General features: G+C 73.4%; 9 protein-coding genes and 1 pseudogene. 5 read left to right on the forward strand and 5 right to left on the reverse strand.

The features are described from left to right. The first annotated feature begins 28 nt into the window (after positions 1–28). From CLT71_RS17470 to CLT71_RS17480, 3 genes are all read left to right on the forward strand, one after another. Entirely contained in the window at positions 29–1654 is a 1626-nt protein-coding gene (locus tag CLT71_RS17470; RefSeq protein WP_101368052.1) for a PspC domain-containing protein, read from the forward strand. Next, the gene (locus tag CLT71_RS38065) at positions 1651–2301 is read left to right on the forward strand and encodes a phage holin family protein (protein WP_486483317.1); all 651 of its coding nucleotides are present in this window, start codon (positions 1651–1653) and stop codon (positions 2299–2301) included. Before CLT71_RS17470 ends, CLT71_RS38065 begins: the two co-directional genes overlap by 4 nt. 309 nt (positions 2302–2610) lie before the next feature. After that, a complete protein-coding gene (locus CLT71_RS17480; protein ID WP_101368053.1) occupies positions 2611–3864 on the forward strand; it encodes a phosphatidylserine decarboxylase in 1254 nt (417 codons plus the stop codon). Positions 3865–3989: 125 nt separating this feature from the next. Here the strand turns inward: CLT71_RS17480 and CLT71_RS17485 are convergent, their stop codons facing one another. The 3 genes from CLT71_RS17485 to CLT71_RS17495 form a co-directional block, all read right to left on the reverse strand. Beyond that, positions 3990–4925, reverse strand: coding sequence for a CDP-alcohol phosphatidyltransferase family protein (locus CLT71_RS17485; RefSeq protein ID WP_101371536.1), 936 nt, complete (start codon positions 4923–4925; stop codon positions 3990–3992). Between the two features lie 390 nt (positions 4926–5315). Beyond that, positions 5316–6245, reverse strand: a complete 930-nt coding sequence (locus tag CLT71_RS17490; protein WP_101371537.1) for an NUDIX domain-containing protein — start codon at positions 6243–6245, stop codon at positions 5316–5318. Positions 6246–6531: 286 nt separating this feature from the next. Continuing rightward, entirely contained in the window at positions 6532–7479 is a 948-nt protein-coding gene (locus CLT71_RS17495) for an NUDIX domain-containing protein (protein ID WP_101368054.1), read from the reverse strand. Positions 7480–7645: 166 nt separating this feature from the next. Between CLT71_RS17495 and CLT71_RS17500 the strand changes: the two are divergent. Next, positions 7646–7957 (forward strand): annotated as a pseudogene (locus CLT71_RS17500) (PspC domain-containing protein); the annotation flags it as partial. Between the two features lie 265 nt (positions 7958–8222). Here CLT71_RS17500 and guaA read toward each other — a convergent pair. Together guaA and CLT71_RS17510 are read right to left on the reverse strand one after the other, a co-directional pair. Further along, the gene (gene guaA / locus CLT71_RS17505; RefSeq protein ID WP_101368055.1) at positions 8223–9776 is read right to left on the reverse strand and encodes a glutamine-hydrolyzing GMP synthase; all 1554 of its coding nucleotides are present in this window, start codon (positions 9774–9776) and stop codon (positions 8223–8225) included. Between the two features lie 127 nt (positions 9777–9903). After that, positions 9904–11712, reverse strand: a complete 1809-nt coding sequence (locus CLT71_RS17510; RefSeq protein ID WP_486483318.1) for an FAD-dependent oxidoreductase — start codon at positions 11710–11712, stop codon at positions 9904–9906. Between the two features lie 266 nt (positions 11713–11978). Between CLT71_RS17510 and CLT71_RS17515 the strand changes: the two genes are divergently transcribed. Then, positions 11979–13073 (forward strand): LCP family protein, encoded by a 1095-nt coding sequence (locus CLT71_RS17515; RefSeq protein ID WP_486483691.1) that lies wholly within the window; start codon positions 11979–11981, stop codon positions 13071–13073. The last annotated feature ends 95 nt before the right edge of the window (positions 13074–13168 follow it).

The raw sequence follows: 13168 nt of genomic DNA on the forward strand, positions 1-13168 counted from the left end.
CGCACCTGCGACGACGGAGGATCGGAGCATGACCGACGACGCTGCCGCCGCCCGTGGAACGCCCGGTCCGGCGGGCGGCCCCGACCGAGCGGACAGCCCTGGCCCGGCCTGGGAGGCACCCGGCACGCCCGGCCCGGCCGCCGCCGGCCCGGAACCCGCCGAGCCGACACCGCCACCGGGGACCGGCTGGCCCCCGCCGCATGGCGCAACCCCGCCACCTGGCGCGACCCCGCCACCCGGTCCGCCGCCTCCCGGAGCCGGCGGACCGCCGCCGGAGTTCGGGTTCACCTACCGGTACGGGCTGATCCGGCCGAGCGAGGGCCGCTACCTGGCCGGGGTCTGCGCCGCGATCGGCCGGGCCACGAACAGCGACCCGATCCTCTGGCGGGTCCTCCTCGCCGTACTCGGCTTCTTCGGGGGCATCGGCCTGCTGGTGTACCTCGCCGCCTGGCTGATCATCCCGTCCGAGGGCGACACCGCCTCGCCGGTCGAGTCGATGCTGGGCCGGGGCCGGTCGAGCATGTCCCCGGTCACCGTGCTGGTGCTCGGCATCACCGCAGCGGTGATGTTCGGCTTCATCGTCACCGACACCTACCGGGCGGTCCTGCTCGGCGTGTTCGTGCTGATCGGCGGTGCGCTGCTGCTCAACCGCGACCGGAACCGCACCGGACCGTACTGGCAACCGGGTGCGGGACCACCGCCACCGGCCGGGTACCCGCCACCGGGCCCCGGCCAGCCGGTACCGCCGCAGGCCACGCCCGGCCAGCCGGTCTGGTACCCGGCGGCACCGCAGCCGACCGCGGCACCGGGCCACCCCGCCGGACCCGCGATGGCCGTACCGGCCCCGCCGGCTCCCGCCTGGCCGGCGTACCCGCCGCCGGTGGCCGTACCGACCGGACCGCATCCGTTGGTCGTACCGCCGGTGCCGCCCGGACCGCCCGGGCCGGGGGGTTACCGGGCACCCTTCGCGCCGCACGGCCCGTACGCCCCACGGTCGGCTCCGACTCCGCCGCCACCGCCCAAGGTCAAGCAGCCGAAGCGGCCACGTGAGCGGTCCGCGCTGGGTGCCGCCACCTTCTCGATGATCTTCGTGGCGATCGGTGTGGTCGCGATCCTGGACCTGACCGACGCGATCCGGGTCATGCCGTCCACCTACTTCGCCGCCGTCCTGCTGACCATCGCCCTCGGGCTGCTGGTCGGGGCGTGGTTCGGCCGGGCCCGCTGGCTGATCGCCCTCGGGCTGGTCGCGGCCTGCGCCCTCGGCATCTCCACGGTCGCCGAGTCCTACACCCGGCTGCGCACCGACGAGAACGTGCTCTGGGTGCCGGCCAGCTACGAGGTCATGGCCGACCGCTACGAGACCCGGCTGGGCAACGCCACGCTCGACCTGAGCCGGATCGACTTCACCGATCGGAACGCCCGGGTGAGCGTGGACGTCGACCTCGGCGAGGTGAAGGTGATCCTGCCGCCCACCGTCGACGTGACGGTACGACTCAACGTGAACGCGGGCGACGTCCTGATCCTGGACCGCAGGTACAGCAACTTCGACGGCAGCCAACGGGAGGTGACCGACCTCGGTGAGGACGGCCCGGGTGGCGGGAAGCTGCTGCTCAACCTCTCGGTCGACGCCGCCACCGCGGAGGTGACTCGATGAAGGCGCACCGTACCGACGGCGTGTCGTTGACGTTCGCCGTGATCTTCCTCGGCCTCACCGCCTGGTGGCTGTTCGCGCAGCTCACCCACGTCACCCTGCCGGCCATCGGCTGGCTGGTGGCGGCGGGCCTGATCGGGGTCGGCGCGCTCGGCCTGGTCGGCGCGCTCCGGGCCAACCGGTCCGGCCGGCAGCCGTCGGAGGCACCGGCCGCACCCGACCCGGCTGCCCAGGCTGCCCCGGCCGCACCGACCGACACCGAGCCCGGACCGACCGACGCGCCCCTCGGGACACTCTTCACCCCGGAGCCCGTTGACCGCTTCGACCCTGAGCCGGCGGACCGCTTCGACCCGGACCCGGCGGACCGCTTCGACCTGGAGCCGGTCGACCGCTTCGATCCGGAGCCGGTCGACCTGTCCGGGCGGGACCCTGGCCGGCAGGTCGATCGGACGGCGGAGTTCGACCGGCCGGCCGGAGAATCCTTCGAGCACCCCACCGCCGAGCTGTACCCCGCGCCGGACGCCGAGCCCGCTCCCCGGTCCAGCGGCACACTCGCCGACCGGGACACCGAGGTACTCCCGGCCCCGGCGGGGGAACCGGCCGACCCGCCCGGCACAGCGCCGGACCGGCGCGACGAGCGGCCCGCGTGACGGCACCGGACGCGGCGTGGCACGACGGCCACGGGCTCGCGTGACGCGACAGGCGCGACGGCCACGGGCTCGCGTGACGCGACAGGCGCGACGGCCACGGGCTCGCGTGACGCGACAGGCACGGCTCGCGTGACGCGACGGGCGACGGCCCGCACGATCAGTGCGACTCGGTCAGGCCGTGCCTAAACTGGCCGGCGGAGGTTCGCGCCTCCGCCGGCCGGCACGTGGCAGCGGCCCGAACCCGCCGCACCGCGTAGCCCGCCGCTATCGGCAGCCGCCCGTCCTGACCTCGCGAGGAGCCCGCCCGAGATGACCCAGTCCCCCGCCGTACGCGCCACCGGCCCAGGCCGCCCGGTCCGCGTCGGCGAGCGCGCCGCCCGCGTACTCACCACCGAGATGGCCCGGCACCACGGACCGAAGACCACCCTGCTGGTCGGGGTCACCACCGACTCGGCCGTACTGGCGGCTGCGGTCGACGCACTGCTCCCCGGCGACGCACTCACCGTGGTACCGGCGGACGCGCTCGGCGCCGACCAGCTGCGGGAGCACGTCACCGCCCTCGGGCAGTGGACCGCACAACGGGTCCGGGTCGCCGACTCGCTGGCCGACGCGGACGCGGCGGACGTGGTGATCGCGGCGGAACCGCTGACTGGCAGCGCCGAGGAGACCCGGAGCGCGCTTGACGAACTCGGCAAGTACCTGGCCGACGGCGGCGTGCTCAGCGTGCTGGTACCCGCCCTGCCCGGCCGGGCACCGGGCGCGGTCGGCGAACTCGAACGGCAGAGCGCGCTGTTCGGCGTCGGCACCGACCTCGTCCTGGTCAACCAGCCACCGGTCCGAGCGCACCGGCTCCGGTTCACCCCGGCGCAGGTCTCGGTGGCGTCCCGGCTGGCGCCCGCCCACCGCACGTCGAGCATCCCGCTGACCCGTGGGATGCACATCGACTCCAACGGGGTCGCGGCGGCAGGTATCGCGCTCGGGCTGGCCGCGCTCACCCGGGTCACCCGGCCGAAATCCCGGCTCTGGCTGGTGCCGGCGCTCGCCGCCGGCCCGGTGGCCGCGTTCTTCCGGGACCCGGAACGGGACATCCCGGACGACGAGTCCGCGGTGGTCGCCGCCGCCGACGGGCAGGTGCTCTCCGTGCAGCGGCTCCGGGACGAGCGCTTCGGTGACGGCGAGTTCCTCCGGATCGCGGTCTTCCTCTCCGTACTCGACGTGCACGTCAACCGCTCGCCGGTGGCCGGCAAGGTGGTCGACTACTTCGTCGCCGACGGCGGCTTCGCGGCGGCGATGAAACCGGACGCGGAGCACAACGTCGCCGCGTACACGGTGCTCGACACCGAGCACGGCACGGTGGTGGTCGCCCAGCGGACCGGCCTGATCGCCCGGCGGATCGTGCAGCGGGCGCCGATCGGCGCACTGCTGGCCCGGGGCGAGCGGTTCGGCCTGATCAGGTTCGGCTCGCGTACCGACGTCTACCTGCCGGCCGACGCGGCCGAGCCGGTGGTCGGCCCCGGCGAACGGGTCATCGGCGGATCCTCCGTGATCGCCCGCTGGCGCTGACCGGACGCCGCGACCGTCGGCTGCGAAACGCTTACCGTCGACTGGCGCGGCCGGACCTGTCCGGCCGCGCCAGTAGCGGCGGGTAGCCGAACCCGGCGGCCGCGCGAAGGGTGGGCGGCGGACGGTCAGGCGGTGCGACGCTGGCGCCACCAGAGCAGCGGCCCGCTGGCCAGGTAGCCGACCACCAGGATCGCGAAGGTGAGCCGGATGTCGACCAGGGCACCGATCAGCGGGGCCAGCCAGAGCCACGGCGGCAGTTTGATCAGGCGAGCCAGCTTGGCGTAGGGGAAGCTGGAGACCATCGCGAAGGCGAGCAGCCCCACCCCGGCCACCTGTACCGCGCCGGAGACCGGCAGCCCGATCAGCACCGCCAGGGCGAGCACCGCCGCGGCCATCGTGGTGGGTACGCCGCAGAAGAACCGCCCGTCCTTCGGCGAGACGTTGAACCGGGCGAGCCGGATCGCCGCGCAGGCCGCCACGAGGGCGCAGGCCACCGCGGCGGCGGCGGTGGAGACCGAGCCGACCAGCGAGGCGTAGACCACAACCGGGGCGGCCAGGCCGAACGAGCACATGTCGGCCAGCGAGTCCATCTGGGCACCGAACGGGCTGGCCACGCCCATCTTGCGGGCCAACGCCCCGTCGAGGCCGTCGAATGCCACGCAGGCGATCAGGAAGTACGCCGCCACCCGCACGTCGCCCTGCATCGCCTCGAAGATGGCGAGCAGCCCGAGGGTCAGGCTGGCCAGGGTGCAGGCGTTGACCAAGGCGAACTTGATCCGGCGCAGCATGGTCCGCTCGCCGGGGAGCAGCGGGATCCCCATCCCCGACCCCGATGCGTCGACCGGGTCCGCCGGGCCGACGGCCGGACTCACCGGCACGACCGCCTCGATCTCGGCGGCGGTCAGCGGATCGACGTCGTACGGGTCGAGTCGGGTGGAGTCCTCAGGGTAGAAACGGTCGGGCCGTACGAGGCCACCGGGGCTGGGCTCGCCCAGGTCGTGATCCCGGCGTCCCACCCGGACCAGCAACACCTGCCGGGCGAACGTGCCGCTGCGACGCAGCCGCCCCGCCCAGCGACGCCCTGCCGGGCGCGGGCTGTCCGACGTACGACGCCGACGCCATGGGGCTCTCGGCACGTTTCCTCCATCACCGGGTCAACTTTGTCCGCCACCGTGGCGGCACCCGCCCTGACGCCATCGGGCGCCGGGACTCCTTGGCCGGCAACCAATTGCGGCCTACACCATCGCACAGACGGCAGGGATTGGCGATAGCTGCCTGAGGGCTATTTATCCCAAACCACCCCAAGACACGCAGACCTTCCCATCCGGGACGTCATCCCGGCGGCACACACTGTTCGGCCCGCCTCCAACTCTAGCCGAACCAGTCACAGACGTCGTTTCAGGAGAGATTTCCGCGTTCGCACCGGTCGCCCGGATGCGGCCCGGATCCGCCTAGATCTGCGACAGCGCCGCGTCCACGACATCGGTACGCGGCAGCCGCGCCACCTCGTCCGGGGAGAACCAGCCGGCGGTCTCGGTCGAGCCGCCCGCCGCCTCGGTGACCCTCGCCTCGGTGGGTGCGTCGACCTCGACCCGGTAGATCACCCGTACCCCGTGCCAGTCCAGCGGCCGACCCTCGGGACCGAATTCGGCGTTGTCGTGCCGGTGCGACACGTGCAGCAGCCCGGTCACCCGGCCCAGTTGCCCGGTCTCCTCGACCAGTTCCCGTAGCAGCGCGCTGACCGGCTGCTCGCCGTGGTCGGTACCCCCACCGGGCAGGTGCCACCGGCCCGCGCTGGGAAAGCCGGTCGCGATCCTGGTCAGCAGGATCCGGCCGGCGGGATCGGTGGCCAGCCCGTACGCCGCGAAACGCTGGCGCCGGTCGACCGGCGCCGGGCGCGCGGCCTCGCCCGGCGCGGACCCGGCCTCCTCCGGCGCGGGTCCGGCGATCTCCGGCAGCGGGTCCACCGGGCGGCCGAGCAGATCGGCGGTGAACGGCATCAGGGCCAGCCCGGCCAGTTCCTCCGGCGCGATCCAGGCGACCCCGTCGGTGCCGCCGGCCACCTCGGCACGCAACTCGCCGCCGGTCGGTACGACGTCGTAGACGATCCGGTCGGAGTGCTCGGCCACCGGGCCGTCGACCTCGACCAGCCTGATCACGTCGGCGAGCACCAGCCGCAGCCCGGTCACCGCGACGGTGAGCCCGGTCTCCTCGGCGAACTCGCGGTGCAGCGCCGCCCTCGGATGCTCCCCGTGCTCGACACCGCCGCCGGGCAGTTGCCAGACGCCGGGGAATGCCGCGGTCGCCGAGCCACGGACGAGCAGCACCCGCTCGCCGTCCCGACACACCCCGTACGCCCCGATCCGCCGTCGCCGTCGCACCACGCCGCCCCTTCCGCACGCCCGCACCGATCATGCCGGTCCGGGCCGACAACCGGCACCGGCGGGTCACGATCGGAGACGGCCAGGGCCGGGATCGGCCAGGATCCGGATCGGTCAGGGGTCAGGATCGGTCAGGGCGCAGGATCGGGACCGGCCGGGGCGGGATCGGTCAGGATCGGGATCCGCCGGGACAGGCGGACGGCGGGAACAGGTGGGCGCCGGGAACAGGCGGACAGCGGGAAGAGCGGGGCGCCGGAACAGGTGGGCGGCGGGAAGAGGCGGGCGGTCAGCCGAGCCGGGCCGCCTGGACGGCCTCGGCGGTCACCTCGGTCAGCCGGTCCACCGGCAGCGCCTCCAACTCCTCCCGGCCGAACCAGCGGGCCTCGGAGGTGGAGCCGCCGACGTCGCCGACGGTCGGCGGGGCGGGCGAGTCGACGACCACCCGGTAGAAGGCGCGCACCCCGTGCCAGTCGATCGGATAACCCTCTGGGCCGAGCGAGGCGGCGTCCCGGTGGCTCGCCACCCCGATCAGCTCGACCAGCCGGCCGCGCTGCCCGGTCTCCTCGACGAGTTCCCGGATCAGCGCGGCGCCGGGCTGCTCGCCGTAGTCGGTGCCGCCGCCGGGCAGGTGCCAGCAGCCGGCCCCGGGATAGCCGTCGGCGACCCGGGTCAGCAGTACCCGGCCGTCCGGATCGGTGGCGACCGCGTACGCCGCGAAGCGCTGGGCGCGGTGCAGCCCGTCCGGCCCGGGTACGGCGTGGAAGGAGGGGAACTCCGGCGCCTCCTCCGGCCGCAGGTCGATCGGCCCGCCGGGCAGGCCGAGGGCGCGCGCGGTGAAGGGCCGCAGCAGGAGCTTCTCCGCCTCCTCCAGGCTGTGCCAGCGGGCGAGGTCGGTCGGCTGGCCGATCCGGTCGCAGAGTGTGCCGCCCCGCACCGAGACCTCATAGAGGAGGCGGTCGGTGTGGATCGTGACGCCCCGGTGCGGCATCGACCTCATGTCGGCGAGGACGTCCCGTAGGCCGACGACGGAGACGGAGAGCCCGGTCTCGGCGGCGGTCTCGCGTACCACTGTGTGGTTGGGGTCCTCGCCGTGGTCGACGGCGCCGCCGGGCAGCGACCAGACACCGGGTGTTCCGGACCGGGAGGAGGCCCGGACCAGGAGCACCCGATCGGTTGAATCAGTGCAAATCGCGTATGCGGCGATCTTGCGGATCGGTTCCAGCGCGGGGGTCACAGGGCCAAATTCTCCCTTGGTCGCCCGACCCGGCCACGAAAAGAGTCGGATTCCTGACAGTTCACCCTCTGTCCGGTGCACCCGTGAAGGAGGTCAGGGAATGGTCAGGGTCGCTATCCGGGCGGTCACCGAGGACGCGTCGGCCCTCCGGGCGGACCGTTGAACCATGACGCAGATACCGCTCAGCCAGCCCCCGTACAAGCAGCTGCGCCGACCGACCACCGATCGGATGATCGCCGGCGTGGCCAGCGGACTCGGCCGCTACTTCAACGTCGACCCCACCCTGGTCCGGGTCGCCTTCGCCGCCGTCGCGGTCTTCACCGGCGGGCTCGGCCTGCTTGCCTATCCGGTGCTCTGGTTTCTGATGCCGGAGGAGCCGGCCGACGCTCCCGCCTGGCCGCACCCGGCCGGCACCGGCCCGGTCTGGCCGCCGAGCTGGGCAACCGGCACCCGGCCAACCACGCCGCACCCACCAGCGGCTCCGCCCACCACCCCGATGACTCCGCCCACCACCCCGACGGCCCCGCCCGCCGCTCCGATGACTCCGCCCACCACCCCGACGGCGCCGCCCGCGCCGACCGGTGCTCCGGCCGCCGGGCCGACGCCGGGGGCCCAGCAGAGGTACCCGGCTGAGCCGGCGGCACCGACCGGCCCGGAAGCCACGGGTACGGCCGGCGTGGACGGGCCGACGGAGGCGTTCGGCGACACTCCGCCCGACCCGCGTCAACAGGTGTGAACCGGGGTCACTCCCACTCGATGGTGCCCGGCGGCTTGCTCGTCACGTCGAGCACCACCCGGTTGACCTCGGCGACCTCGTTGGTGATCCGGGTGGAGATCCGGGCGATCACGTCGTACGGCAGGCGGGACCAGTCCGCCGTCATGGCGTCGGAGCTCGACACCGGCCGGAGCACCACCGGGTGCCCGTAACTGCGTCCGTCACCCTGCACCCCGACGCTTCGTACGTCGGCGAGCAGCACCACCGGGAACTGCCAGACGTCCCGGTCGAGACCGGCGGCGGTGAGTTCCTCCCGGGCGATCAGATCGGCCGCCCGGAGCAGGTCGAGCCGCTGCCGGTCCACCGCCCCGATGATCCGGATCGCCAGCCCCGGGCCGGGGAACGGGTGCCGCCAGACCATCGCCTCGGGCAGCCCCAGCGCCAGGCCGAGCTGGCGTACCTCGTCCTTGAAGAGCGTGCGCAGCGGCTCGACCAGCGAGAATTTCAGATCCTCCGGCAGGCCGCCGACGTTGTGGTGCGACTTGATGTTGGCGGTTCCGGAGCCGCCGCCGGACTCCACCACGTCGGGATAGAGGGTGCCCTGCACCAGGAACTCGACGTCCCCGCTGGCCGCCACCTCCCGGGCCGCCGCCTCGAAGACCCGGATGAACTCCCGACCAATGATCTTGCGCTTCTGCTCCGGGTCGGTCACCCCGGCCAGCGCGTCGAGGAACCGGTCGGCCGCGTCGACCACCTTGAGCTTGATCCCGGTGGCCGCGACGTAGTCGGACTCCACCTGCTCGGCCTCACCGGCCCGCAGCAGGCCGTGGTCGACAAAGACACAGGTGAGCTGGTCGCCGACGGCCTGGTGCACCAGCGCGGCGGCGACCGCCGAGTCGACCCCGCCGGAGAGGCCGCAGATGACCTCCTTGTCGCCGACCCGGGAGCGGATCTCGGCGATCTGGTCGGCGATGATGTTCTCCGGGGTCCAGGTCGGTTCGATCCCCGCCACGTCGTAGAGGAAGCGCTCCAGCATCCGCTGGCCGTGCTCGGTGTGCCCCACCTCCGGGTGGAACTGGGTGCCGACCCGACGGCCGGCGAGATCCTCGAAGGCCGCCACCGGCGCCCCGGGGGAGTCGGCGGTCACGGTGAACCCGTCCGGCGCCTCGGTCACACAGTCACCGTGGCTCATCCAGACAGAGAGCTCGGCCGGAAGGTCCCGGAGCAGGGCGGTCGCGTCGGAGCGGGCGCGCAGGGCGGTGCCGCCGTACTCCCGGCCGCCGGTGTGCGCCACAGTGCCGCCGAGCGCCCGGGCCATCGCCTGGAAGCCGTAGCAGATGCCGAAGACCGGCACGCCGCTGTCGAAGAGCTTCGGGTCGACCTGCGGGGCGCCCGGCGCGTAGACGCTGGCCGGACCGCCGGAGAGGATGATCGCGGCCGGATCCCTGGCCAGCATCTCCGCCACCGGCATCGAGTGCGGGACGATCTCCGAGTAGACCCGGGCCTCCCGGACCCGCCGGGCGATGAGCTGGGCGTACTGGGCTCCGAAGTCCACCACCAGGACCGGGCGCGGCGTGTTCATGTGTAAGAAGCCTACCCAGCCCCGACCGGCACCCGGAACCCGCCGCCACCGCGCGGAGCCACGCCCTCGGCGGAGGTGTTAGGAGGGGGCCCCTCCTATACAAAAAGCGATAAGGAGGGGCCCTTCCTTACACCCAGCGGAGGGTGGCGGGGGCGTCGGGTGGGACCGCCGGGTGGCGCGGCGGAACCGGTGCGATCCGGGTGTACGCCGTGCCGAGTGGGGGGCGGAGGTCCGGGTCGCCCCGGTTGGGCCAGAACGAGAGCGCCCGTTCCGCCTGGGCGGTGATGGTCAGCGACGGGTTCACCCCGAGGTTCGCCGAGATCGCCGCCCCGTCCACCACGTGCAGCCCCGGATGCCCGAAGACCCGGTGGTACGGGTCGACCACCCCCTCGGCGGCGGTGGCCCCGATCACCGCCCCGCCGAGCAGGTGTGCGGTGATCGGCATGTCGAAGGGTTCGGTCACCGACCCGCCGGGGATGCCGCCGATCTGCTCGGCGAGCAGCCGGACGGCTTGGTTGCCGGCCGGGATCCAGGTCGGGTTGCCGGCGCCGTGGCCGGGTACGGTGGCCAGCCGGTGCCGCCCGAGCCGGCCACGGCGCCAGTGCACGGTCAGCGAGTTGTCCAGCGACTGCATGACCAGCGCGATCACGGTGCGCCGGGACCAGTCCCGGACCGAGAGCAGCGGCAGGTAGGTCAGGGGCCGCCGGACCAGCGTGCCGAGCCAGCGCCGTACCCGGCCCGGGCCCCCGTCGACCAGGGCGGACTGGAGCAGTCCCATCAGGTTGGCGCCGTGGCCGTACCGGACGGGCTCGACGTGCGTGGCCGGGTCGGGGTGGAAGGAGCTGGTGATCGCCACGCCGTCGGTGAAGTCCAGGCCGGCCCGCCGGGCGGCTCGCAGCGGCACGGTGGCGCCGAGGATCGCCTCCGAGTTGGTCCGGGTCAGCGCGCCGAGCCGGGGCGAGAGGTGCGGCAGCGCCCCGGCGGCGCGCATCCGGTGCAGCAGCCGTTGGGTCTGCAACGCACCGGCGGCGAAGACCACCTGACCGGCCCTGATCCGTTGGCGGTGCCGGATCGGCCAGGCTCCGGTGCGTACCGTCTCGATCTCGTAGCCGGTGCCCGACGGTGCCGGCCGGACCGAGGTCACGGTGGTCAGCGGGCGGACCCGTGCGCCGTGCCGCTCGGCCAGCCAGAGATAGTTCTTGACCAGGCTGTTCTTGGCGCCGTGCCGGCAGCCGGTCATGCAGGCGCCGCAGTGCAGGCAGCCGGTCCGCTCCGGCCCGGCGCCGCCGAAGTAGGGGTCGGACGCCCGCTGGCCCGGCCGCCCCAGATAGACCCCGACCGGGGTGGCGTGGAAGGTCTGCCCGACCCCCATCCGGTCGGCCACCGCGCGCATCGCCCGGTCCGCTGCCGTCCGATTCGGGTACGTCGTGACGCCGAGCATCCGTTTCGCCTGGTCGTAGTGGGGGGCGAGTTCAACCCGCCAGTCGGTGATCTCCCGCCACTGTGGATCGGTGTAGAACGCGGGCAGCGGCTCGTAGAGCGTGTTGGCGTAGACAAGCGAGCCGCCCCCGACGCCGGCACCGGAGAGCACCAGTACCTTCGCCGGTGCCGTACCGCCGCGCTCGCCGGAGGCGGCCCGGCCGGCGGAGCGGAGCAGCGTGATGCGTTGGATGCCGTAGCAGCGCAGCGCGGGCGCCCAGAGGAAACGGCGGATCCGCCAGGAGGTCTTCGGCAACTCGTGGTCGGCGAACCGCCGCCCGGCCTCCAGGACGAGGACCGAGTAACCCTTCTCGACCAGGCGCAACGCCGCCACGCTGCCGCCGAAGCCCGAGCCGACGACCACGACATCGATGTCGGTGTCGAGGGCGGGGACGCTGGGCGGGTCGGTGCGGTGGGTGGGATCGGTGCCGCCGCTCTGCCCCATGACGAGCATCATTACCGAGCGGTAGCTATCGCACCAGGGGCGGATCTGCGCCATCATTTCCTGCTGCCGCGCTCCGGCGGTGCAACGTCGGCGGGCCGACGATGCGTCTTATGGGTTACGGCCGGTCCTGGCAGACCGTTCGGCCGAGGGGAAGTGGACGCGTGGCAGATCACGGGGGAAGCGCTACCGGCGTACCCGGAAACGGCGACGGACCGGCGCCCGGTGACGGCGATCGAGGGCCGGCGCCCGGCGACGGCGGCCGAGGCAGACGGCGCCGGATCGTCTGGCTCGCCGCGGTCGTCGCGGTCGCGGTGCTGCTCGCCGGTACCGGCTACGCGGCCGACCGGCTCTGGGGCAGCCGCTCCGATCCGGCGCCGACCGCCCGACCCAGCTCCCCGGCACCGACCACGGTGGCGCCGTCGCCCACCCCGAGCCCGACCCCGGAGCCCGGCGCCGACATCACCGGACCGCTCAACCTGCTGCTGGTCGGCGTCGACACCCGGGTCAGCAAGCCGGACTGGGAACCACACGCCGACGCCGTGCTGATCCTGCACGTCACGAAGGAACTCGACCGGGCCTACCTGTTCGCGCTCCCCCGCGACCTGGTGGTCGACATCCCGCGCTTCCCCAAGGCGAACTTCCCCGGCGACCGCACCAAGCTGACCCACGCGATGAGCTACGGCAGCCGGGTACCCGGCAGGAACAAGCGCCCGAGCACCGCGCAGGGCTTCCAACTGCTCTCCGCGACCGTGAGCGCGTACACCGGGATCAAGCGGTTCGACGCGGGTGCCGTACTCACCTTCGGCGGCTTCGACAAGCTGGTCGACGCCCTCGGCGGGGTGGAACTCTATGTGGACCAGCGGGTGGTCTCGCAGCACCGGGAACCGGACGGCACGCACCGTACGCTGCGCGGCGGCGGTTACGTCGGGCCGCAGATGGTCTACGAGAAGGGCCGCCGCACGCTGACCGGCTGGCAGGCGCTGGACTACGCCCGGCAGCGCTACACCACCGGCGGCGCGTACACCCGGCAGCGGCACCAACAGCAGCTCATCAAGGCGATGCTGACGAAGATCCTCAGCCAGGATCTGGCCCGGGACTCCGAACGGGTGGGCCAGGTCGTCCGCTCGCTCGGCGACGCGCTCACCTTCACCAGCGGCAGCGGCTCGGACATCGTCGACTTCGGGTACGCGCTGAGTCGGCTCCGCCCCGAGGCGATGACCCTGGTCGCACTCCCCGGCAGCGGGGTGGGCCGGGGTGGCTCCTATCGGGGTGAGCAGCTCACCTCGGTGGGCCGGAAGTTCATCGCCGAGTTGCGTGCCGGCCGGGCCGACGCCTACCTGACGGCCAACCCGAAACTGGTGGTGCGGAACTGACCCGATGACGGCGTTCCACGGGCACCTCGGTAAATCTCGTCGATGCCTTGACCGCCCTACCGTCGGGCAATAGCCTGCACTCGGCGATCACTGGG

Source organism: Plantactinospora sp. CNZ320 (assembly GCF_002846275.1).

Excerpts from the sequence above, each read along its gene's own strand:
- CLT71_RS17510 (WP_486483318.1), bottom strand. The coding sequence starts at position 11,712 with ATGATGCTCGTCATGGGGCAGAGCGGCGGCACCGATCCCACCCACCGC.
- guaA (WP_101368055.1), bottom strand. The coding sequence starts at position 9,776 with ATGAACACGCCGCGCCCGGTCCTGGTGGTGGACTTCGGAGCCCAGTAC.
- CLT71_RS17470 (WP_101368052.1), top strand. The coding sequence starts at position 29 with ATGACCGACGACGCTGCCGCCGCCCGTGGAACGCCCGGTCCGGCGGGC.
- CLT71_RS38065 (WP_486483317.1), top strand. The coding sequence starts at position 1,651 with ATGAAGGCGCACCGTACCGACGGCGTGTCGTTGACGTTCGCCGTGATC.
- CLT71_RS17480 (WP_101368053.1), top strand. The coding sequence starts at position 2,611 with ATGACCCAGTCCCCCGCCGTACGCGCCACCGGCCCAGGCCGCCCGGTC.